The organism is Pseudomonas aestuarii (genome assembly GCF_027988105.1).
Taxonomy (GTDB): Bacteria; Pseudomonadota; Gammaproteobacteria; order Pseudomonadales; family Pseudomonadaceae; genus Aquipseudomonas; species Aquipseudomonas aestuarii.
The window spans coordinates 40,066-63,611 of the sequence record NZ_JAQJZJ010000003.1; the positions used below are offsets into that span (position 1 = coordinate 40,066).

Sequence of the window (23,546 nt, forward strand, 5' to 3'; positions counted from 1 at the left end):
TTCATTAGATAACAAGATCGGGCACTGCCCACCGAGGACCCGCTGATGACCGTCGCTGTCTTCCTTGCTTCACTGCTGGGCTTCATGTCCTTCGGCATGCCCATTGCCTTCGCCTTGATTCTTACCGGCGCGGTACTGATGTGGTACTTGCAGTTCTGGGACGTGCAATTGCTGGCGCAGAACCTGCTTGCCGGGGCCGACAGTTTCCCGCTGCTGGCCGTGCCCTTCTTCATTCTGGCCGGCGAGCTGATGAATGCCGGCGGTATTTCTCGGCGCATCATCGCCATGGCCCAGGCCTACTTCGGCCACCTGCGCGGCGGCCTGGGTTATGTGGCGATTGCCGCCTCCGTACTGCTGGCCAGCATGTCCGGCTCGGCCCTGGCCGATACCGCGGCGCTGGCCACCTTGCTGCTGCCGATGATGCGCCAGCGTGGTTATCCGCTTCATTCCTCGGCCGGGTTGGTCGCCGCCGGCGGCATCATCGCGCCGATCATCCCGCCGTCGATGCCCTTCGTGATCTACGGCGTGGTGACCAATACCTCGATCAGTCAGCTATTCATGGCCGGCCTGGTGCCGGGCCTGATCATGGGCGGTGGTCTGATCTTCGCCTGGACCCTGATCGCCCGTGGCTTCAGCGAACCGACTCCGGCCAAGGCGAGCAAGGCCGAACGTCGCCACGCGCTGGTGGACGGCGCTGCCGCGCTGATGCTACCGGTGATCATTGTCGGCGGCTTGCGCTTCGGCATCTTCACCCCGACTGAAGCGGCGGTGGTGGCGGCGGTCTACGCCCTGGCGGTATCGACCCTGCTCTATCGCGAGCTGAACTGGGCGGCGCTGAGCGAAACCATGACCCGTGCCAGTCGCACCACCGCCTCAGTGATGTTCCTCTGCGCGGCAGCCACGGTGTCGGCCTATATGGTCACCCTCGCCCAGTTGCCCGAGGAGATCGGCGCCATGCTCGGGCCGTTGCTCAACCATCCGCATCTGCTGATGCTGGCGATCATGCTGCTGATGGTCGCGGTCGGCATGGTCCTCGACCTGACCCCGACCATCCTGATCCTGGCACCGGTGCTGGCCCCCATCGCGGTCAAGGCCGGCATCGATCCGGTGTACTTCGGCGTGATGTTCGTGCTGATCGGCTCCATCGGCCTGATCACCCCGCCAGTGGGCACCGTGCTCAATGTGGTCGGAGGCATCGGCAGGCTGCGCATGGAAATCCTGGTGCGCGGGGTGATGCCATTCTTCCTGATTTACCTAGGCATAGTCGCGCTGCTGATTGCCTTCCCGACCATCGTCACGGTGCCGCTGGCATGGTTGCGCTGAGGCCGTAATTTTCCACGCCCGGTGGCACGCTGCCGGGTATCCCGTTGTAGGTTGCACAGAAATAGCCGTTTTACTTCTCACAACAATAAGAGGCACTTGCTGATGAAACGTCCACTGATCACCGTTCTGGCTGCGGCCATGCTGTTGAGCCCGCTGGCCACACTGACCGCACAGGCCGATGAAGTCCGCTCGCGGATGATTCGCTTTGGCTACGGCCTCAACGAACAAAGCAACCAGGGGCGGGCAGCCAAGCTGTTCGCCGAGGAAATCGCCAAGGCCTCCGACGGCAAATTGAAGTTGCGCACCTACGCCGCGGCCAGCCTGGGTTCGGACGACCAGATGCAGAGCGCGCTGATTGGCGGCGCCCAGGAAATGATGGTCGGCTCCACCGCCACCCTGGTCGGCATCACCAAGGAAATGGCGGTGTGGGACACGCCGTTCCTGTTCACCCACGAGCAGCAGGCCGATGCGGTGCTGGACGGTCCGGTCGGGCGTCAGGTGATGGACAAGCTGGAAGAGAAGGGCCTGGTCGGCCTGGTCTACTGGGAAAACGGCTTTCGCAACATGACCAACAACATCCGGCCGATCACCCGGCTGGAGGATTTCTCCGGGATCAAGCTGCGTGTGATGCCTAATCCGGTGTTCCTCGAGACCTTCAACCTGATGGGCGCCAACGCCGTGCCGTTGCCGTTCTCCGAACTGTTCACCGCGCTGGAGACCAAGGCGGTGGATGGTCAGGAAAACCCCTTCAACACCATCCTCTCGTCGAAGTTCTTCGAGGTGCAGAAGTACCTGACCGTGACCAACCACGTCTACAGCCCGTGGATCGTCACCGCCTCCAAGCGCTGGTGGGATGGTCTGTCGCAGACCGAGCAGGGCATCATCATGGACGCGGCGCTCAAGGCCCGCGACTTCGAGCGTCTGGACACCCGCGCCGAAGCGGCCAAGGCCCTGGCGCAACTCAAGGACAACGGCATGCAGGTTAACCAGATCAGCGACGAGGAGGTGCAGCGCATGCGCGAACGGGCCCAGCCGGCGATCCAGCAGGTGGTCGATACGGTTGGCCAGCCGCTGTTCGACCAGGTGCAGGCCGAGTTGGCCAAGACCTCGAACTAAACCCTGTGGCGCGCACCCGGCATGTTCTGCCGGGTGCGCACTGCGTTCCCGGCAGTTGCCAGTCGCTGCTAGACTCGCCTGCCTTTTCCAGGGAAGTATCCATGAGCCCACGTCGTCGTCGCTCCGCCGAACGCGTCACCCTGTCCGATGTGGCCAAGGCCGCTGACTGCTCGCTGATGTCCGCCTCGCGCGCCTTGTCGCAACCGGAGCGGGTGTCCGATGCGCTGCGCGCACAGGTCATGCAGGCGGCCAAGGAACTCGGCTATGTGGCGAATCCAGCCGCGCGGGCGTTGGCCAGTTCCAAATCGAATCTGGTGGCGGTGCTGATTCCGTCACTGTCCAACTCGGTATTCGTCGACACCGTCGAGGCGATCCAGCGGGTGCTGATGCCGGCCGGCTTCGAGATGATGATCGGGGTCAGCCACTATCGGCCCGAGGAAGACGAGCGGTTGCTGCGTTCCTATCTGGCGCATCAACCGGCAGGTCTGCTGCTCACCGGTTTCGAGCGCAGCGACACGGCGCGGGAGATTCTAGGCGGATGCCGCGGCCCCATCGTCACCATGATGGAGTTGAGCGATGCCGAGGACGAATACTGCGTCGGTTTCTCGCAACTGGATGCCGGCGCGGCCATGACCAACGCATTGGTCGAGCGTGGCTACCGGCATATCGCCTTCGCCGCCGCCCAACTCGACCCGCGTACCCTGCAGCGAGCCGAGGGCTATCGACAGTGCATGCAGGCGCACGGGCGGTATAACCCGAGCCTGGAATTGCTCACCCCGGAACTGTCCTCGATCGGCCTGGGCGCCAATCTGTTGGACCGTCTGCTGGCTCAACACCCGGAGATAGACGCGGTGTTCTTCAACAACGATGACCTGGCCCTGGGTGCATTGTTTCGCGCGCGCCAACTCGACCTGGCGGTGCCGCAGCGCCTGGCCATCGCCGGCTTCAACGACTTGCCGGCCGCGGCCTGGGTGCATCCGGCGCTGACCACCGTGCGTACCATCCGTGGCCGTATCGGCCAGTTGGCCGGGGAGATGTTGCTGACCCTGATGCGCGGCGAGCAGCCGGCTGCGCACTGCATCGATGTGGGTTTCGAACTGGTGCTGCGCGACAGCGCCTGAGAGTAGTGCTGCTGATAAAAAAGCCCCCTGGTTGGGGCTTTTTTATCAATGATTTGCAGCGTTAACTTGAAGCTTTCTCGAGTTTCTTTTCCTGGGCGATGACATGCTGGCAGATTTCGATGATCTGCTCGCGCATCCAGCGGTTGGCCGGATCCTGGTCGGTGCTCTCGTGCCAGTACAGGTGGGTTTCCAGGGCCGGCACATCATTGACCGGCAGCTCCATGTAATGCAGGTCGTTACGCCGGGCGAAGCGTTCCGGTACGGTGATGACCATGTCGGTGTTCTGCAGCACGGTGGAGGCCATCAGGTAATGCTGCGAGCGCAGGGCGACCCGCCGTTTCAGGCCGATCTTGCCCAGCGACAGGTCGATATAGCCGAGGCCGCTGCGGCGGCTGGAAATCTGGATGTGGGTCAGCGACAGGTATTCGTCCAGGCTGATCTTGTCCTTGGCCAGGGGGTGGCCCCTGCGCATGGCGCAGACGTAGCGGTCTTCCATCATCTTGACGTGACGTACCTGGGGATCGGTGTTGAGCGGCGCATCGACGGCAAAGTCGAGGCGGCCCGCGGCCAGTTCCTTGGTGGTGTCACGGCGACGGGCGAGCATGCACTCGAGGCTGACATTCGGCGCCAGGCGGCGCAGGCGCTGGAACAAGGAGGGCAGCACCACAGCCTCGGTGAGGTCGGTCATGCTGATGCGGTAGGTCTTGTTGGCCTCGGCCGGATTGAAGATGCGGCTTTCCTGCACCGAGATGCGCAGCTGCTGCAAGGCGCTGCGCACCGGACCAATGATGTTCTGCGCCATCGGCGTGGGCACCATGCCTTGGGCGGTACGCACGAACAGGGGATCGTTGAAGGTCTCGCGCAGACGGGCGAGGGCATTGGACACGGCCGGCTGGGTGATGCCAACGATCTGCCCGGCACGGGTCAGATTGGCCTCCGTGTAGATGGCATCGAAGACGATAAAAAGGTTGAGGTCTACCTTGTTCAGATTCATTCCGCGCTCGCTCCGAGAGTTGTCGGTATTCGTGGATCATATATCGGTGATGAATGTTTATACACGGTGAGAATAGGTTAGATAAATTTTAGTCCCTGTTCTAGCATCATTTCCACAGTGCAAGACACCTCACCAAACAACCCCGCAGAAGGTAGCCCCCATGGATTTCGCCTACTCCCCCAAGGTTCAGGACCTGCGTGAGCGCGTCACCGCGTTCATGGAGACCCACGTCTATCCGGCCGAGGCCGTTTTCGAACAGCAGGTCAATCAGGGCGACCGCTGGCAGCCGACCGCCATCATGGAAGAGCTGAAAACCAAGGCCAAAGCCGAAGGCTTGTGGAACCTGTTCCTGCCGGAGTCGGCACTGGGTGCCGGCCTGACCAACACCGAATACGCGCCGTTGGCCGAAATCATGGGCAGCTCACTGATCGGTGCCGAGCCGTTCAACTGCGCCGCGCCGGACACCGGCAACATGGAAGTGCTGGTGCGCTATGCCAACGAGGCACAGAAAGAGCAATGGCTGAAGCCGCTGCTCAGTGGCGACATCCGCTCCGCCTTCGCCATGACCGAGCCGGGCGTCGCTTCATCGGATGCCACCAATATGGAAGCCAGCGCGGTACGCGTGGGTGACGAGTGGGTAATCAACGGTCGCAAGTGGTGGACTTCCGGCGCCTGCGATCCACGCTGCAAGATCATGATTTTCATGGGCCTGAGCAACCCGGATGCGCCGCGTCACCAGCAGCATTCGATGATCCTGGTGCCAATGGACGCCCCTGGGGTCAAAGTCGTGCGTCCGCTGCCGGTATTCGGCTATGACGATGCGCCCCATGGTCACGCTGAAGTGTTGTTCGAGAACGTACGGGTGCCCTACGAGAACGTGCTGCTCGGTGAAGGCCGCGGCTTCGAGATCGCCCAGGGTCGCCTCGGCCCAGGCCGTATCCACCACTGCATGCGTTCGATCGGCATGGCCGAGCGCGCGCTGAAACTGATGTGCGAACGTTCGATCAACCGCACCGCGTTTGGCCGGCCGCTGGCTCGCCTGGGCGGCAACATCGACCACATCGCCGACTCGCGCATGGAAATCAACATGGCGCGCCTGTTGACCCTGAATGCGGCCTACATGATGGACACCGTCGGCAACAAGATCGCCGCCAGCGAAATCGCCCAGATCAAGGTGGTGGCGCCGAACGTCGCGCTCAAGGTGATCGACCGTGCCATCCAGATCCATGGTGGTGCCGGGGTCTCCAACGACTTCCCGCTGGCCTACTGGTACGCCATGCAGCGCACCCTGCGCCTGGCCGACGGCCCGGATGAAGTGCACCGCGCGGCGATTGGCAAGTTCGAGATCGGCAAGTACATGGCGAAATAACCCCGCCGCAGCCAGTCCGCCGGTTGCCCGTAACATCACGACAAGGCCCGCCTCTTAGGCGGGCCTTGTCGTTGCTGCGGCAGTATCGGCTCTGCAGCCTGCACGTCTTCCCCACACGAGGAACGCCTGAAAAATGCCTGAAATGCCGTGCGCCGCCGGCCGAACTCGATCCAGGGGTCTATAGTTGATCTGCGGCAGCGCGAGCTGGTCGCACTTCGGACAAGATCGGGCGCGAGGGAGGAGGGATGCAGACGCAGCAGTCGCCAGTGATGGATGCCCTGGGGCAGGCTGTGGGCACTTATCTGCCCCACTGCCTGGAGGGGCTGATCGACGCCACCATTCATTCCCTGAATGAACAGCGCCTGCTGGCGCGCAGCAACAAGGAGGCCCAGGGCTGCGAGGATTTCTTGCGTCTGTGCGTCTCGCTGCGCCAGCGGACCATCGTCGAAACGGTCAAGACCATCCGTGCCTTGCTGCCAGCCGGCATCATCGCCCAGGCGCAGGCGCCGACAGATGCCAGCCAGTGGCAACTGGTCGATGATGGCGAAGTGGAAGAGATGCTTGAGGCGCGCCGCCTGGTGCGCCAGTTGCGCGAGCCCTTGGGCGTCTTGGAATGGCGCATTTGTGCCAAGTTGAATACAGCCACCGGTGCGCAAGCGAAAGACCGGGAAAGCCCGCTGTCACTCGAGTTCATGGTGCGCACGCTGCAGGTTCAATTGCAGCTGCGCGAGCAATTGCCCCTGGTCCGCGAACTTTTCTACGCGGCGGCGGCGCAGGTACTCGCCATTGACCTGAAAGTCTACCTTGAGCAGGTGGACAAGGTTTTCGACCGCCTCAAGATAGAGCCGCTGATCGATCCGGTGGTGCTGCCCGTTCAGGAACGACGGCGCGCGCCGCCCAGCGCGCCGCCGGATGCGCCTTATCGGGCCATCGAGCATTTACGCGCGGTAGGCGCGGAGGCGGCCGAGGACGAGAATGCCGCTGTCGAAGCGGTAGCCGATGCGTCCCTGCTGCAGGCGGCCTTAGCCCAGATGCAGCGGCTTACTCCGCCTGAACACGGCTGGTCGCCGGATACCTTGCTGCAGGAGTTGAGTGCGGCCGGCGCCGTGCTGTCGCCGCGTCAGAGCGCTGATGCCGGGGTGGTGGCCGAGCTGTTCCAGCACATCGAGCTGGAAACGACGATTGCCAGCAATATCAAACCAGCCCTGCGCCGGCTCATGGTACCGGTCGTGCAAGCCTCCATGCTCGATCCCGCCGCCTTTGCCGACTCGACCCATCCCGTGCGCGCCACACTGGACAAGGTAATGCGGCTCTGTGATTTTTCCGAGCCACCCAACAAGATTCTCGAAGACCGCGTGCAGCAGTTGATCGACAGCATCGTCGCCGACTACAGCGGCGACAGCAGTGTGTTCATGCGTTGTGACCAGGAGCTCGAGCAATTGTTGGCGGTGCAACAGCGCGCCTACAGCAATAACGCCGATCGCGTGCGCCAGTACATCCGTGGGCGGGATGTGCTTGATCAAGCCAGGCAGCATGTCGGTCGTGAACTGTCGAAACTGTTTGGCCTGCGGGCACCACAGGTACTGCTCGACTGGCTGGACATCGGCTGGCGCGAATTGCTGGTGCACGAGCTGATTCGTCAGGGCCAGGAGAGCTTTGAATGGCTCGATGACCTGGCCGTGTTGCGTCAACTCAACGGTTGGTTGCAGGCCGACGCCAATGCCTGGGGTTACAGCGCCAGCCGAGTCGAGCGGGCGTTCGAGACCGGGCCGGTGTTGGAATTGCTGCGCAAGCGCATGGAGAGCTTCCTGCCCGGACAGTTCCGTCACACCCCTGTGCTCAAGCAATTGCAGGAGCAGTTGGTTGGCGATCAACCGATCGCTCTGGTCAACTTGCCGTCCCCCGTGACAGCGCCGCCCGCGCCGCGTTACTCGCCTGCCCAGCAACGCTGGCGCGAGCGCGTGCAGCAGCTCACGGCCGGCGACTGGCTGGTGACGCAAAGTGGCAAGTGCCTGCAGTTGGTCTGGGCCAACTCGATTACCGATCACTACATCCTGGTCGACCGCCAGGGGCGCGAAGCCGGCAGCCTCAGCAGCGACGAACTGATTGCCAGGTTCGCCTCCGGCTGGCTCGGGACATCGGAGCCCGAACCGCATGGCGTTGGCGTGATTCAGAAACACCTAGAGGATATCGTTGGCAATTTGTACCGCGACATCGCCCATGCCCGCAGCCACGACGAGCTCACCGGCTTGCTCAATCGCCGCAGTTTCGAGACCGCGATCGCCCAGGCCCTGGCATCCCGGGAGACGAATGCCTTTATCTATGGGCACATCGACCAGTTCGGCCTGCTGAACTCCCGCTTAGGCCATGTGGCGGGCGACGCCTACCTCAAGCAGATTGCCGAATTGCTGGTTACCCAGTTGCCCGAGACGGCGAAATTGGCGCGTATCGGCGGGGCGGACTTCGCCGTGGCCCTGACTCAGCCAGATGATTCCCTGGCCGGTCAGTTGGCCGAACGCCTGCGCGCAGCTACCGAGGCCAATGTATTCGAATGGGAAGGGCGTTCGCACACGGCCACCATGAGTGTCGGGATCGTGCTGATGAGCGAGCGTCACGATGTGATCAATCTGTTTCGTGATCTGCAAACGGCATGCGCTACCGCGAAGGACTTGGGGCGCAACTGCGTGCACACCTATACCGAGGAGATCGATGGCGTGCACACCGGGCTGATGGCCATCGCCGGGCGGGTGGACGACATTATCGAGCGCGGCGAACTCAGCCTGCGCGTGCAGCAAATTGCCCCTGCGGGAGGTTTGCACGACCAGTTGCCACATTATGAAGTGCTGCTGGTCATGGAGAATGAAGTCACTCTGCTCGATTTCATTACGGCTTCCGAGCGCTATAACCGCATGACCAAGGTCGACCGCTGGGTACTCAAGCGGGTGTTCACTGAGCTGGCACAACATCCGAACTTCTGGACAAGTTCCAGCGGGGTATCGATCAATTTATCCGGCAGCAGCCTGAATGATGACAAGCTGCTGCACTTCATTGAAACCCTATTCGAGGATTACGATGTGCCGCCGGAGCGCATCCGCTTCGAAATCACCGAGACCGCCGCCGTGGCCAACCTGACCAAGACGGCCGACCTGGTGCGTTACCTGCAACGCCTGGGCTGCACATTTGCCATCGACGATTTTGGCACCGGTTTTTCCTCTTACGAATATCTCAAGCGGCTGCCCGTGGATTTCGTCAAGATCGATGGCAGTTTCGTCAGGGAGATCGAGCGCTCGCCAAGTGATCTGGCGATGGTCAAGTCGATCAATGAAATTGCTCATTTACTGGGCCGTAAAACGATTGCCGAGTACGTCGAAACCGTCAGTATCCGAGAGTGTCTGGCTGAGTTGGGCGTTGATTACGTTCAAGGCTACGGCGTCGAGTACCCGCGCCCCTTGAGCGAGTGCCTCAAGGGTAGGCAGTGAGCCCTTGGTGCATGAGTGGGCCGTTCATGCGCAGATGCCATTACCGCGTTCAATGCGGCTGACGATCGCCGGATTCGCACTCGGCGAGTTCACGCAACCAGAGCAGGCGCTGATGCAGTTGGGCGGCGAAGGTGCGCGCCGCCAGTTCTTCATGAAAGGTTACACCGCGCGGACCCACGCGTACTTGCCAGAGCGTGCGGCCCTGGCGTTGCAGGTTCTCGATTCGTACATCCATCCAGCGTGCCTCATAGCAACTTGTTGCGAGTCTTCAATAGGGAAAGCAACACCCCGCTTGCCAGTAGGCAGAAGGTTACGCCAAGTGAGACCGCAGCGGGAATCTTACCCATGAACCCGTGCAGGAAAATCTTCCCGCCGATGAAGATCAGCACCAATGCCAACGCATATTTCAGGTAGATAAAGCGGTGCATCAGTGCGGCCAGGGCGAAGTACAGGGCGCGCAAGCCGAGGATCGCAAAGATGTTTGAGGTGTAGACGATAAACGGATCCTGGGTGATGGCGAATACCGCAGGCACGCTGTCCACTGCGAAGACCAGGTCAGCCAGTTCGATCAGCACCAGTGCCAGCAGCAGTGGGGTGGCATAGCGCTGCAGTTGGCCGCTGGCCGGGTCACGCAGGCGCACGAAAAAGCGCCCACCATGCAGTTCATCGGTGACCCGGATGTGCCGGCGCAAGAATGTGAGCCCTGGGTTTTGCGCCAGGTCCGGGCGCTCCACTTTACGGCCGAACAGCATCTTTATCCCGGTCAGCAGCAGAAAGGCGGCGAATACATAGAGAACCCAGTCGAACCGCTGCACCAGAACCGTACCCAGGCCAATCATGATCGCGCGCAGCGCGATGACGCCGAGGATGCCCCAGAACAACACCCGGTGCTGGTAGCGCCGCGGAATGCCGAAGAACCCGAGAATCATCGCCATGACGAACACGTTGTCCATCGACAGCGATTGCTCGACCAGAAAGCCGGTGTAGAACTCCAGTGCCTTGCTCGCCCCGAGTTCTCCCCAGATCCAGCCGCCGAACAGCAGGCCCGCGCTGAAATAGCCGCTGTACAGCAGAAGACTCTCGCGCATTTCAATCTCGTGCTGATCGCGGTGGAGTACACCGAGGTCGAAGACCAGCAGCGCCAGCACGCAGGCAATAAAAGCCAGCCAGAACCAGGTGGGGGTGCCAAGAAAGGGGTCGGTAAACAAAGCCTGCAGAGCGTTCATCAGTCGACCCTGCTATCCGCCCGAGTTCAAACTCACTCAGTGACCTCGACATCACGCTGAGAGACTCAGCGTCAGAAGGACCCGCTAGTAAGGCTAGGGCCGAAATGTCTGCGGGGCAACTCCAGGGTGTGGCTGTTGGGCAGGGCGACGCTACCGCTCGCTACCCAGGCTTCAGTACACCCAGACTTCGACGCGGCGGTTCTTGATCCGTCCCTCATCGGCGTTGTTGGCGGCCACCGGCAGCTCGGCGCCCAGCCCGACAATCTCGCGGAATATCACCCCGCGCCTGGCCAGTTCGCGGCGCACCGCCATGGCCCGTAGTTTTGACAGCAACTCGGCCCTGGCCGGGTCGGCCTTGGGGTCGCCAAAGCCTACCAGCACCACCTTGTGCTTCAGTTTGTCCTCGGTGCTCAGGTAGGCGATTAGTCGTTCCAGGTCGCGCAGGGCCTTGTTGTCCAGCGTGGCGCTGCCTTGCTGGAAGCGGAAGTTCACCGACAGGCGTTGCGCCTCACGGGCCAGGGTCTGATAGGCCTCGGGCATGGCGCTGTCAGGGGCGACCTGAATCGCTTGCACGGTCTGCGCGATAAACCCGTTTTGCGCGACGATGGCCTGACCGCGCGGGCTCTGGGCAAAACCGATCAGCGCCTTGGCCCAGGGATTGGCTACGTCCGGCAGGTTGTAGAGAAACAGCCGCCGCGATAATGGATAGTCCTCGGTGGCGATCAGGGTCGCGCTGGGCAGCATGGCTTGCGACTCGCCGGCGGCGATGGCCACGGCCTTGGCCTGGCGAATATAAGGCAGGCCGATAAAACCGATGCCGTCGGGGTCTTGGCTGACCGCGTCGGAGAGTGCATCGCTGGACTCGAAGCGCAGCGCGCTGGGCGCCAGGATCGTGCCATTGGCACTGAGTACCAGTTCCTTGAAGGTGTCATAGGTGCCCGAGTTGTCATCGCGCGCATACAGCTTGATCGGCCCACTGTGACTGCCAAGCTGTGCCCAGTCTTGCAACTCGCCAGAGAATATCTGCGCCAGCTGTTCGATGCGCAATGCCCCGAGCGGGTTGCTCGGATGGAGAATGATTGCCAGACCGTCGATGGCGATGATCTGTTCGGCATCGCGGCTTTGCAGGTCGCCCAACGCCGCCAGGGCGCTGACCTCGCTGTCCTTGATCGGGCGGGAGGAGGCGGCCAGGTCGGCGCTTGCGTCTTGCAAGGCGGCGAAACCGGTGCTGGAGCCATGGGCGGCGACTTCGATGGTCACGCGGCGACCGTCGCTGCGGGTGCCGATGATCGTCTGTTCGTTGTCGACGGTGCCGGCTTCGATGTGTATCGCTTTCAGCCCTTGTGCTTCGAGCAGGCCCCTGGCCAGCGCCGGGCCAAGGTTCGCGCCGATGGTGTTGGAACCCTGGATATGCAGGACGCTGCTGTTGTCAGCAGGACTCGGCAGGGCGGCGAATGCAGCCAAGGGCAGGGCATAGCAGATAAAACCGAGCAGCAGGAAGGCGCAGGTACTGCTCCAGGTTGGCTGTTCACAAGCAGGCAGGGCGCGCGGCATGCGGTAGACACCTTATAAAGGCAATTGAAGGTGTCGCGACGATAAGACAAAAAGATGACCGTAAGATGACAGCGGGGTGTTGGCCTGGCCGCTCTAGCGCGGGTGCGTATGGCGATCCGGGCGGCGATTCGTTCGCAACGAAGGGGCCGCCAGTCGTAGTGTGTGGGGCCGCGCTGATCGCCGGCGCCCTGCCTGCGACGAGTGTGTGGATCGCGGATTGCTCAGGCAATGGGGCAGAGCTCAGGACGCCATGGCCATGGAGGCGGCGCAGCTGGCGAGCAGCTCAGCTCAGCTCAGCTCCAGCCAGATCGGGGCATGGTCCGAGGGTTTCTCCATGCCGCGCAGTTCGTAATCGATTCCGGCGTCCTTGATACGCGCTTGCAAGGACTGCGAGGCCAGGATGACATCAATGCGCAGGCCGCGTTTGGGCTCATCTTCGAAACCGCGACTGCGATAGTCGAACCAGCTGAATCGATCGTTCACCGTAGGGTTGAGGTGGCGGAAACTGTCGACCAGTCCCCAGTTCTTCAGGCCGGCCAGCCACTCGCGTTCTTCCGGCAGAAAGCTGCATTTACCGGTTCTGAGCCAGCGCTTGCGGTTTTCTTCGCCAATGCCGATGTCGCAATCTTCAGGCGAGATATTGATATCGCCCATTACCACCAGGGCTTGCTCTGGCTGGAACTGGCTGAGCAGGAGCTGCTGCAGGTCGGCGTAAAAGCGTTGTTTGGCGGGAAACTTGGTCGGGTGGGCGCGGTTTTCGCCTTGCGGGAAATAGCCGTTCATTACGGTGATCGGGTTGCCCTGGGCGTCGGCGAAGGTGCCATAGATAAAGCGCCGCTGGCTGTCCTCGCCATCGTCGGGGAAGCCCTTGTGTAGCGCCAGGGGCTCCTGGCGCGAAAGGAGGGCGACCCCGTAATGGCCTTTCTGGCCGTGGTAGTGCACGTGATAGCCGAGTTGGCGAATGTCCGCCTCGGGGAATTGCTCATCAGAGACTTTGGTTTCCTGCAAGCCGATCACGTCCGGCTGGTGTTTCTCGATCAAGGCTGCCAATTGATGTGGGCGCGCACGCAGGCCATTGATATTGAAGGAGACGATCTTCATGGGCGGCAAATCCTGGGGTCGGTGTAGCAAAGTTGCGATGCTAGCCGATCCGGCAACCGTGCGGCCAGTTCTGGCTGTCGCTGGGTTGCAGTGCTAGGGTGGCTACAGGCCAAGTAGATCAAGAAAAGTCAGAGGTCGCATCCTATGCCGAACAGCCCTGCCGAAGTCCGTATGCTCGATAGCGGTTATGCCCGTGAAGCGCGCTCGCTGCTGTACCACGCCTATCGCCATGAGCCGACCTTTTCCTACCTGTTCGAAGCCGAACGCCCCGGATATGACCAGCGCGTGCGCGCCACTGTCCGCGAGTTGGTGCAGCAGCATTTCAGCGAGGACCTGCCGGCAATTGGCTTGCTGATCGACGACCGCCTTATTGGCATGGCGTTGATCGCACCCCCGCAGCGCCGCCTGGATATCACCGAGAGCTGGAACTGGCGCATGCGCATGCTGCTGACCACCGGTTTTCGCTGTACCAAACGCTATCTGGCCTACCACGATGCCATTCTGGCCTGCCTGCCGCCAGGGCCATACCATGTGTTGCCATTGCTCGGCGTGCACCCCGAGTTCCAGGGCAAGCACCTCGGCGAGCAGTTGCTCGAAGCGCTGCACAGCTGGTGTGCCGAGGATGCAGGTTCGCTCGGGGTGGTGATCGATACTGGCAACCCGCACTACCTGGACTTCTACAAGCGCAATGGTTACGAACAAATCGGTGAAGTGGCGGTAGGCCCCATCATCGAGCACGTATTCTTCCATCCCAACCCGCAGCAGGCCGTCAAAGCCAGCGCTTGACGGCGCGCAGTTCAGCAGAGGCTCGCGTTGCCGGAAACGGATCGCAATCCGCGCCTCTCTGCGCTGTTCAATGGCAGAAATAACCAGTAACGGCCTACTCGGCGCGAATACCGCCGTGCGCTCTGGCATGCCGCTTGGCACGTGCTAGCATCGCATACATGAGAACGGTTCCTAGATTTTTTGCCGGATTGGCGCTACTTCTGCTGAGTTCGTCGGTGCTGGCCGAGGCGCGTCTGCTGGTCAGGGTGCAACCGGCCAATGCCGCACTCAAGGCGAACGTGGAAGGCTATATCGGCAGCCTGGGCGAGCGTGATCTCGACGCCTTGCAGCGTTTTCGCCGGGTGGCCGAGGCGCAGGCGCAGAAGGCGGCGCAGGCCCTGGGGTACTATCAGGCGCAGATCAGCAGCGAGGTCAGTGAAGGCGAGCCGTTGCGCCTGACCATCCGCATCACCCCCGGCGAACCGGTAAGGTTGCGTGAGGTGACCCTGCGTATCGACGGGCCGGCCAAGCAGCTGCGCGAATTTCGCCAGCCCAGTGGCCAAGGCCTCAAAGCCGGCGCAGTCCTCAATCATGGCCGTTACGACGCCGCCAAGCGGCAGATCCAGAACCAGGCCTCGCGCTATGGTTTTTTCGCGGGGCACTTCAGCCGTCATCGCCTGGCTATCGACCCGCGTGCCGGGGTTGCCGACATCGAACTGGTCTACGACAGTGGCCCGCGCTACCAGTTGGGACCCGTGAGTTTCGAGGGTGACGCGCCGTTCGAAGAGCAACTACTCAAACGCATGGTGCCGTTTGCCGTCGGCGCGCCCTATGACTCCGAGCTGATCGCCGAGCTCTATCAGGCGCTGCGTTCCAGTGGTTATTTCGAGTCGGTGAGCGTCGATGCCAATCCGAGTGCCGCCGAGCAACAGCGGATTCCGGTGATTGTTCAGTTGCAAACACGCAAGCCCCGCAGCATGGGGTTGGGGCTGGGGTTTTCGACCGATGTCGGCCCGCGTGGTCGGGCCACCTGGACCCGCCATTGGGTCAACCCGCAGGGCCACAGCTACGGCGCCGAGATGGAGTTGTCGGCGCCGCGGCAGAACGTCGGGCTGTGGTACGACGTACCCGGCGACCCGCCGCTGACTGACAAGCTGCGTTACGCCGGTGGCTATCAGTCTCAGGAACTGGCCGACAACGACAGTCTCAGCCGCCTGCTGACCCTGGGGCCGGAGTGGCACAGCACGCTGGACAGTGGCTGGCAGCGGGTCATCTCGCTGAAGTGGCAGCATGAGCAATACCAGCTCGGCGATGATGCCGGGCTGAGCACCTTGCTGATGCCCGGCATCAGCTATGCGTACCAGCACAGCGACAATCAGGTCGATCCGCATCATGGCTATCGCCTGCAATTCGATCTGTCGGCGGCCAAACGCGGCCTACTCTCTGATGCCGACGTGCTGCACGGCAATGTTCTGCTCAAAGGCTTGACCACCCTGGCGCAAAAGCATCGTTTGCTCGGACGGGTGCAGTTCGGTGGAACCGAATCCGGCGGGTTCTCCGCAGTGCCGCCGTCGCTGCGGTTCTTCGCTGGCGGCGATCAGAGCGTGCGCGGTTACGACTACCAGAGCCTGTCACCGGAAAACGCCCAGGGCGATAAAATTGGTGGCCGCTACCTGTTCGCCGCTAGCGCGGAGTACCAATACAGCCTGGCCGAGCGTTGGCGCGTGGCGACCTTTGTCGACCAGGGCAACAGCTTCAACTCGCTGAATTTTCCTTCCTTGAAAAGCGCCGTCGGCATTGGCCTGCGTTGGGTCTCGCCGGTCGGCCCCTTGCGTCTCGACCTGGCGCATCCGCTGGATGATCCGGGCGGGGTGCGGGTGCATTTCTCCATGGGGCCGGAGCTGTGAGGCGCGGGCTGAAATACAGCCTCTATGCTCTGCTCGGCGTCTTGTTGATGCTGGTGTTGTTGCTGAGCTGGATCCTCGCCAGCAATGCCGGCAGCCGCTGGGCGCTGGCCAGGGTCGCGGGTCTGCAGGTGAGCAATTTCAGTGGCCAGTTGGGCGGGCAATGGCGCGCCGAACAGTTACGCTGGCAGCAAGGTGAGCGTCTGGTGGACATCCGCCTGGCCGAGGTGGCGTGGTCGCCGCGCTGCCTGCTGCACCTGAGCCTGTGCATCGAGCGGCTGCAGATCGAGCGCATCGAGCTGCTCTTGCCGCCTGGCGAGGAGCAGGGCGATACGCCAGTGCGTTTGCCGCAGGTGCAGCTGCCACTGGCGCTGGAATTGGGCGAGGTGCACATCGGCAGCGTGCAACTCAATGGCGATGAACAGCTGCAAGGCCTGGACCTGGTGGCACGCTGGACCAGCGCAGGTGTACAACTCGACAGCCTGCGCCTACAGCGCGGCGACTTTGTCCTGGACCTGAGCGGTCAACTGCAGCCCAGCGGTGACTGGCCATTGACTCTCGGTGGCGAGGTGAAACTACCGGCGCCCGAGCAACAAGACTGGCAGCTTGCCGTACAGATTGTCGGTGATCTGCAACAAAGCCTGCAGGTCAGCGCCGATAGCACGGGCTACCTGAATGGGCGTTTGCGCGGCGAGGTGCAGCCGCTGGCCGATAACCTCCCGGCCAGCCTGCAGCTGCACGCCGACGGTTTCAAGGCCAGCAGCGAACTGGCGGATACCCTGCGCCTGAACAAGATAGTGCTGAAGGCCGGCGGCGATCTGGCCGCCGGCTACCACATCAGCGGCAACGCCGAGTTGCCGGGCGAGGGCGGGCCACTGGCGCTGACCCTGCAGGGCCTGCTCAAGGCCGATGGTGCCGAGATTGCCAGCTTGACGCTAGGCGCCAGCGCCGAGCAGCAAGTGCGCCTCAGTGGTCAGTTGGACTGGCGCGAGGGGCTCGCCCTGGACAGTCGTTTCGATTGGCAGGACTTCCCCTGGCGGCGGCTGTATTCCGATATTGAACAACCCCCGGCGGCTTTGCACCGACTCAGCGGTGAGCTGAGCTATCGCGACGGCAGCTACCTGGGTCACTTCGCTGCCGAGTTGGATGGCCCGGCCGGGGCATTCACCCTGGCGAGTCCGCTCAGTGGCGATTTGCAGCAGCTGCACCTGCCAGATCTGCAGCTGCGCGCGGGTCAGGGCCGGGCCGATGGCCAGCTGACCCTGGGTTTTGCCGATGGCCTGCGCTGGGATGCGCGCTTGCAGCTACATGAGTTGGATCCGGCCTACTGGTTGGCGGAACTGCCTGGCACTCTGGGCGGGCCGCTGCATAGCCAGGGTGAGCTGAAGGATCAACATCTGAGCCTGAATGCGCAGGTCGACCTCAACGGTCGCTTGCGTGGCCAGCCGGCGCAGTTGCAGGCTCAGGTCACCGGGGCCGGCCAGCGCTGGGGGCTGCAGCGATTGGCGCTGCGCCTGGGCGACAACCGCATCGACGGCAGTGCTGAGCTGGATCAGCGCTTGAGCGGGCAATTGCGCCTGAAGCTACCGCGCCTGGGCCAGCTATGGCCGCAGTTGCAGGGGCAGATCGAGGGTCAACTCGACCTGGCCGGCAGCCTGCAGGCGCCACAAGGCCAACTGACCTTGCAGGGGCAGCGCCTGGCTTACAGCGAGCAACGCCTGCAGCGCCTTCGGCTCGATGCCAGTCTCGATAGCGCCCAGCACGCGCGGGTCGAACTGGATGCCCAGGGCATTGCCCTGGGCGAGACCGAACTGGGCCGGCTGACGGCCAGCGGCCAGGGTGATCCGCGTCAGCAACGCCTGCAACTCAAGCTTGCAGGTCCCTTGCTACAGAGCGCCTTGGCCCTTGATGGCCGCCTGGATCAGGGTGCCTGGCGCGGACGCTTGAGCCGCGGCGAAGTACAAAGCGGCGGTCAGGATTGGCGCTTGCAGCAACCCGCCACGCTGGTGCGCTTGGCCAACGGCCAGCTCAGCCTTGGAGCGCACTGTTGGCGTTCCGGCCAGGCCAGCCTGTGTGGCGAGGATCAACGTCTGCAGCCTGAGCCCAAGCTGCGCTATCGCCTGCGCGATTTCCCCCTCGACAGCCTGGCGCAATGGCTACCCAAGGACGTCGCCTGGCAAGGTCAGTTGAATGCCGAGGTGCAACTCGACTTGCCGGCGGCGGGGCCGAGCGGGCAGATCGTACTGGATGCCGGCAGCGGCACCTGGCGCATCCGCGACCGCGGCCAGTGGCTGGACTTTGCCTATGACAGCCTGCGCCTGGAGAGCCAGTTGCAGGCGCAGAAAATCGATACCCGGTTGAGTTTGCGTGGGCCGAAAATCGGTGAATTGCTCCTGCAAGCCCGTCTCGATCCACGGCCGGCGAGCAAGCCAATGACCGGCGACTTCCGCCTGACCGGTCTGGACCTGGCACTGGCACGCCCGTTTCTGCCAATGGTCGAACATCTGGTTGGACGGCTCGACGGCAATGGCAGCCTGTCCGGCAGCTTGTTGGCGCCGCAAATCGATGGTCGCCTGCGCCTCAGTGGCGGCGAACTGTCCGGCGGTCAACTGCCCGTGACGGTCGAGGCGTTGCAGGTGGACGCGCGGATTGCAGGGGAAAGCCTGCAACTCAGCGGTGGTTGGCGCAGTGGCGAGCATGGACAGGCCAGTCTGGCCGGCGAGCTAGCCTGGCATGCCGGGTTACTCGGTGAGTTACGCCTGCGTGGTAGCCAGCTACCGGTCGACATCGAACCCTATGCGGAGCTCGAGGTTGAGCCGGACTTGACCCTGCGCATCGCCGCCGAGCAGTTGTCCATCGTCGGCAAGGTGCTGATCCCGCGCGGCAAGATTGTCATCCGTGAGTTGCCGCCGTCGACAGTCAAGGTTTCGGACGATGCGCTGATCGTCGGCAGTGAAAGTATCGAGCGGCAGCCGGTGGCGATCGCCATGGATATCGATGTAACTGTCGGGCAGGAGCGCTTGAGCTTCAGTGGTTTTGGACTCAAGGCCGATCTGGCCGGGCGCGTGCATGTCGGCAATGACCTCGACACCCGCGGCGAGTTGAGCCTGAACAATGGCCGTTATCGGGCCTATGGCCAACGCTTGACCATTCGCCGGGCGCGTTTGCTGTTCGCCGGACCTATCGATCAGCCTTACCTGGATGTCGAGGCGATTCGTCGGGTCGACTCGGTGGTCGCCGGCCTGCGCCTGAGCGGCAATGCCGAGCAGCCCACCACCGAGGTGTTTTCCGAGCCGGCCATGAGTCAGCAGCAGGCGCTGTCGTACCTGGTGCTCGGCCGGCCGCTGGGGCAAAGCAGCGGTGACAACAACATGCTGGCCCAGGCGGCGCTCGCCATGGGCTTGGCCGGTAGCTCCTCGGTGGCCGGCAGCGTGGCGCAGGCGCTTGGCATCACTGATTTCCAACTGGATAGCCAGGGCAGTGGCATCAGCACCAGTGTGGTGGCCAGTGGCAGCCTGTCGGAACGTTTGAGCTTGCGCTATGGAATCGGCGTATTTGAGCCGGCGAATACCATCGCATTGCGCTATGAACTGACTAAACACCTCTATCTCGAGGCCGCCAGCGGCCTGGCCAGTTCACTTGACCTGTTTTATCGGCGCGATTTCTAGTCGCGTCGGGGCGGGTTGAGTCGTCGTCGCCGCTTGAGGGGCAAGGTTGTTCGCTGAATATGCGGTGTCTTGCCGATATGCTGCTATCTATCTTTGGTTAATCTTACTTTAACGGCAGATACAGCTAACTTTTGTCGCCTAAACAGTTAAATCAACTGCGAATCTCTTCTTATACTGGCGCCCGCTACAGCAAGGGCGAATGCCTGAACCCATGCGGCCTTGCTGACTTCTGTAGCTGATGGCGTCAGTCGATCAAGACGGCCTACCCGGCAGTCGAGCATGCGAAGGGTACCCAACCTCGCAACTACTACAAGAATAAGGAACCTTAGATGGAAACCCTCAACAGTTTGGTCAATCAACTCAATGGTCTCGTGTGGGGCCCACCGATGCTGGTGATGATCCTCGGCACCGGTCTGTTCCTGATGCTGCGCCTGAAATTCATGCCGCTGAGCAAAATCGGCGCCGGTTTCAAATTGATGTGGCAAGGCCGCAAGAAAGGCGACGACGAAAGCGGCGAGATTACCCCGTTCCAGGCACTGATGACCTGCCTGGCGGCAACTGTCGGTACCGGCAATATCGCCGGCGTAGCCACTGCAATCTTCCTTGGTGGCCCCGGCGCGCTGTTCTGGATGTGGTGTACCGCTTTGGTTGGCATGGCCACCAAGTACGCCGAAGTCGTACTGGCAGTGCATTACCGCGAGAAAGATGAGCGCGGCGAGCACGTTGGCGGGCCGATGTATGCGATCAAGAATGGCCTGGGCAAGAAGTGGCTGTGGCTGGGTACTGCGTTCGCCATCTTCGGCGGCTTCGCAGGCTTCGGCATCGGCAACATGGTGCAGGTCAACAGCATGGCTGCGGCCCTCGAGGCGACGTTTGCCGTGCCGTTGTGGCTGACCGGTCTGGTCACCATGCTCTTCGTCGGCCTGGTCATCCTCGGCGGCATCAAGCGTATCGGTAAGGTCGCCGCTACCCTGGTTCCCTTCATGTGCGTGGCCTATGTGATTGCTGCCATCGTCGTCCTGGTGGTCAACTCCGCACAGATCCCGGCAGCCTTCGAGATGATCTTCACCTACGCCTTCACCCCGGTTGCAGCGACTGGCGGTTTCGCCGGTGCGGCGGTCATGGCGGCAATCCGCTTCGGTGTGGCGCGCGGTATCTTCTCCAACGAAGCGGGCCTCGGCACCGCCGGTATCGCTCAGGCGGCCGGTACTACCAACAGCTCGGTGCGCTCGGGCATGATCGGCATGCTCGGTACCTTTATCGACACCATCGTCATCTGCACCCTGACTGGCCTGGCAATCATCTGTTCCGGTGTCTGGACCAGCGGTCTCAGCGGTGCGGCGCTCTCGGCGGCAGCCTTTGAGTCGGCCATGCCGGGTGTCGGCGGTTATATCCTGACCGTTGCCTTGGTGGTGTTCGCCTTTACCACTATCCTCGGCTGGAGCTACTTCGGCGAGAAATGCTGGGAATACATGGTCGGCACCAAGGCTATCCTGCCGTTCCGCATTCTCTGGGTCCTGGCTGTGCCGTTCGGCGCAGTGGCCCACCTGGACTTCGCCTGGTTGGTCGCAGACACCCTCAACGGTCTGATGGCAATCCCCAACCTGTTGTCCCTGCTGCTGCTCAGTCCGGTGGTGGTCAAGCTGACCCGCGACCACTTCGCCCGTGAGACGCGCGTGGGTGGCATCGAAAGCCTGCAGCGCTAGGTCGATCATGGCCAGGTTCTGAATGGACGCGGGTTATCCGCTGAAATGAAAAAGCCCTGCACTGCAGGGCTTTTTTGTATGTGCTGCCCGGCCTTGAATAAGGTCTACAGCTTCTCCGCAGTTGGGCAATAGCCACCCGCATGGTCAACCGCAGGCACTGGCAGTCGGCAGTTTTCAGTACTGCCCCGAGCCCAATCAACGGTTGTATGCCGAATGGACGACTATGCCTGTTATCAGCCCGCACGGGCCGGATGTGCGAGTGGCATATGGACGGCCGAGCTCCCACTACCACGTGCCAAGACCTGCTTGAGGCCGCCCGCATGGTTAGTCGATGCGGATCAATAACAGCCCATGCCCCATCTCTCTTTGAAATAAAAAACGCCCGATGCGATGCATCGGGCGTTTTAAGTGAAACAGGCGAAACCCTGTTTCAGGACTAGCCAGGGCTCAGGCGAGACGCAAGGTCAGCGACTGAGTGAACCAATGGCGTTTAGCCGAACTGGTTCATGGTGTTGTCTTTACCGCTGGCTTTCAGAGCAGCTTCTCCAGCGAAGTACTCTTTATGGTTGTCGCCGATGTCGGAGCCAGCCATGTTCTGATGCTTGACGCAGGCGATGCCTTGACGCAGCTCTTCGCGTTGCACGCCCTTGACGTAGGCCAGCATGCCTTGCTCGGCGAAGTAACCTTTGGCCAGGTTGTCGGTGGACAGCGCAGCGGTGTGGTACGTCGGCAGGGTGATCAGGTGGTGGAAGATACCCGCCTGAGCCGAGCTGTCGCGCTGGAAGGTGCGGATCATTTCGTCTGCACGAACAGCCAGTTCGGTTTCGTCGTAGTCAATGCTCATCAGTTTGGCGCGGTCGTAGGCAGATACGTCTTTGCCTTCGCCAGCCATGATGTCGAACATTTGTTGACGGAAGTTCAGAGTCCAGTTGAAGGACGGGCTGTTGTTGTAGACCAGCTTGGCGTTCGGGATCACTTTGCGGATCTCGTTGACCATGGCAGCGATCTGACCAACGTGCGGCTTCTCGGTTTCGATCCACAACAGATCGGCACCATTTTGCAGCGAGGTGATGCTGTCGAGTACGCAGCGCTCTTCACCAGTGCCCTTGCGGAACTGGAACAGGTTGCTTGGCAGACGCTTGGGGCGCAGCAATTTGCCTTCGCGGTTGAGTACCACGTCGCCGTTTTTCAGGTCGGAGGCGGAGACTTCTTCGCAATCGAGGAACGAGTTGTACTGGTCGCCCAGGTCACCCGGCTCGTTGGTTACAGCGATCTGCTTGGTCAGGCCGGCACCCAGGGAGTCGGTACGCGCAACGATCACGCCGTTGTCGATACCCAGCTCAAGGAAGGCGTAACGCACCGCATTGATCTTGGCCAGGAAGTCGGCGTGAGGAACGGTAACTTTACCGTCCTGGTGGCCGCACTGCTTCTCATCGGAAACCTGGTTTTCGATCTGGATGCAGCAAGCGCCTGCTTCGATCATGCGCTTGGCCAGCAGGTAGGTGGCTTCCGGGTTACCGAAGCCAGCGTCGATGTCGGCGATGATCGGTACTACGTGGGTTTCGTAGTTGTCGATCTGGTTCTGCAGGTCGGCGACTTTGGCTTGGTCGCCAGCTTCGCGAGCGGCGTCCATGGCTGTGAACAGCAGGTCCAGTTCGCGGGCATCAGCCTGGCGCAGGAAGGTGTACAGCTCTTCAATCAGGTCGGAGACCGACGTTTTCTCGTGCATGGACTGGTCCGGCAGTGGGCCGAACTCGGAACGCAGAGCGGCGACCATCCAACCGGACAGGTAGAGGTAGCGCTTGTTGGTGGTCTTCAAGTGCTTCTTGATCGAAATCAGCTTCTGCTGACCGATGAAGCCATGCCAGCAGCCCAGGGACTGGGTGTAGACGGAGGAGTCGGCATCGTACTCGGCCATGTCTTTGCGCATGATATCGGCGGTGTACTGCGCGATTTCCAGACCGGTCTTGAAGCGGTTCTGAGTGCGCATGCGAGCCACGGATTCCGGGTTGATCGCGCTCCAGCTGCTGCCGTTGGTCTCTTTCAGAGCGGCGACTGCCTTGATGTCGTTTTGATAAGCTGACATGGTCAATCCTTCAAAGTATGTGTTTGGTTGAGCACCGGCTTTCCCACTCAAAACCTGTGAGGGTCATGGTTGCGGGGGCTCACAACAGTACGAGAGATATTGACCAGGGCGCAGTTGTAACTGGGGAGGAGGGG

15 protein-coding genes are annotated in these 23,546 nt (G+C 61.9%); 9 read left to right on the forward strand and 6 right to left on the reverse strand.

Features of this window, described 5'->3' with window-relative positions; translation table 11 throughout:
* Positions 1 to 45: 45 nt before the first annotated feature.
* From PH586_RS07210 to gntR, 3 genes are all read left to right on the forward strand, one after another.
* On the forward strand, positions 46 to 1,323 hold the full coding sequence (locus PH586_RS07210; RefSeq protein WP_271347094.1) for a TRAP transporter large permease: 1,278 nt from the start codon (positions 46 to 48) through the stop codon (positions 1,321 to 1,323).
* A gap of 102 nt (positions 1,324 to 1,425) precedes the next feature.
* Entirely contained in the window at positions 1,426 to 2,439 is a 1,014-nt protein-coding gene (locus PH586_RS07215; protein ID WP_271347095.1) for a TRAP transporter substrate-binding protein, read from the forward strand.
* Positions 2,440 to 2,540: 101 nt separating this feature from the next.
* On the forward strand, positions 2,541 to 3,560 hold the full coding sequence (gntR, locus tag PH586_RS07220; protein WP_271347096.1) for an HTH-type transcriptional regulator GntR: 1,020 nt from the start codon (positions 2,541 to 2,543) through the stop codon (positions 3,558 to 3,560).
* A gap of 61 nt (positions 3,561 to 3,621) precedes the next feature.
* Here the strand turns inward: gntR and PH586_RS07225 are convergent, their stop codons facing one another.
* Positions 3,622 to 4,554 carry a LysR family transcriptional regulator gene (locus tag PH586_RS07225; protein WP_271347097.1) on the reverse strand — a complete coding sequence of 311 codons (933 nt, stop codon included), beginning with the start codon at positions 4,552 to 4,554 and terminating at the stop codon, positions 3,622 to 3,624.
* 160 nt (positions 4,555 to 4,714) lie between these two features.
* Between PH586_RS07225 and PH586_RS07230 the strand changes: the two genes are divergently transcribed.
* Both PH586_RS07230 and PH586_RS07235 read left to right on the forward strand, forming a co-directional pair.
* Entirely contained in the window at positions 4,715 to 5,923 is a 1,209-nt protein-coding gene (locus PH586_RS07230) for an acyl-CoA dehydrogenase (protein WP_271347098.1), read from the forward strand.
* A gap of 245 nt (positions 5,924 to 6,168) precedes the next feature.
* On the forward strand, positions 6,169 to 9,402 hold the full coding sequence (locus tag PH586_RS07235) for a DUF1631 family protein (protein ID WP_271347099.1): 3,234 nt from the start codon (positions 6,169 to 6,171) through the stop codon (positions 9,400 to 9,402).
* A 49-nt stretch (positions 9,403 to 9,451) separates the two neighbouring features.
* On the opposite strand, the gene PH586_RS07240 is transcribed toward PH586_RS07235, so the two are convergent.
* The 4 genes from PH586_RS07240 to xthA form a co-directional block, all read right to left on the reverse strand.
* Positions 9,452 to 9,637 (reverse strand): hypothetical protein, encoded by a 186-nt coding sequence (locus PH586_RS07240; protein WP_271347100.1) that lies wholly within the window; start codon positions 9,635 to 9,637, stop codon positions 9,452 to 9,454.
* 10 nt (positions 9,638 to 9,647) lie between these two features.
* Entirely contained in the window at positions 9,648 to 10,628 is a 981-nt protein-coding gene (locus PH586_RS07245) for a TerC family protein (protein ID WP_271347101.1), read from the reverse strand.
* A 171-nt stretch (positions 10,629 to 10,799) separates the two neighbouring features.
* Positions 10,800 to 12,182 (reverse strand): phosphate ABC transporter substrate-binding/OmpA family protein, encoded by a 1,383-nt coding sequence (locus PH586_RS07250; RefSeq protein ID WP_271347102.1) that lies wholly within the window; start codon positions 12,180 to 12,182, stop codon positions 10,800 to 10,802.
* Between the two features lie 288 nt (positions 12,183 to 12,470).
* On the reverse strand, positions 12,471 to 13,283 hold the full coding sequence (gene xthA / locus PH586_RS07255; protein ID WP_271347103.1) for an exodeoxyribonuclease III: 813 nt from the start codon (positions 13,281 to 13,283) through the stop codon (positions 12,471 to 12,473).
* Positions 13,284 to 13,427: 144 nt separating this feature from the next.
* Between xthA and PH586_RS07260 the strand changes: the two genes are divergently transcribed.
* The 4 genes from PH586_RS07260 (at position 13,428) to PH586_RS07275 (ending at position 21,326) form a co-directional block, all read left to right on the forward strand.
* The gene (locus PH586_RS07260) at positions 13,428 to 14,069 is read left to right on the forward strand and encodes a GNAT family N-acetyltransferase (RefSeq protein WP_271347104.1); all 642 of its coding nucleotides are present in this window, start codon (positions 13,428 to 13,430) and stop codon (positions 14,067 to 14,069) included.
* Positions 14,070 to 14,227: 158 nt separating this feature from the next.
* Complete coding sequence (locus PH586_RS07265; protein WP_271347105.1) at positions 14,228 to 15,955, forward strand: autotransporter assembly complex protein TamA; 1,728 nt, start codon at positions 14,228 to 14,230, stop codon at positions 15,953 to 15,955.
* On the forward strand, positions 15,952 to 19,620 hold the full coding sequence (locus PH586_RS07270) for a translocation/assembly module TamB domain-containing protein (RefSeq protein ID WP_271347106.1): 3,669 nt from the start codon (positions 15,952 to 15,954) through the stop codon (positions 19,618 to 19,620). Before PH586_RS07265 ends, PH586_RS07270 begins: the two co-directional genes overlap by 4 nt.
* Positions 19,621 to 19,949: 329 nt before the next feature.
* On the forward strand, positions 19,950 to 21,326 hold the full coding sequence (locus tag PH586_RS07275) for an alanine/glycine:cation symporter family protein (protein ID WP_238043105.1): 1,377 nt from the start codon (positions 19,950 to 19,952) through the stop codon (positions 21,324 to 21,326).
* Between the two features lie 490 nt (positions 21,327 to 21,816).
* Here PH586_RS07275 and PH586_RS07280 read toward each other — a convergent pair whose 3' ends face one another.
* The gene (locus PH586_RS07280; protein WP_271347107.1) at positions 21,817 to 23,412 is read right to left on the reverse strand and encodes an isocitrate lyase; all 1,596 of its coding nucleotides are present in this window, start codon (positions 23,410 to 23,412) and stop codon (positions 21,817 to 21,819) included.
* Between the last annotated feature and the right edge of the window lie 134 nt (positions 23,413 to 23,546).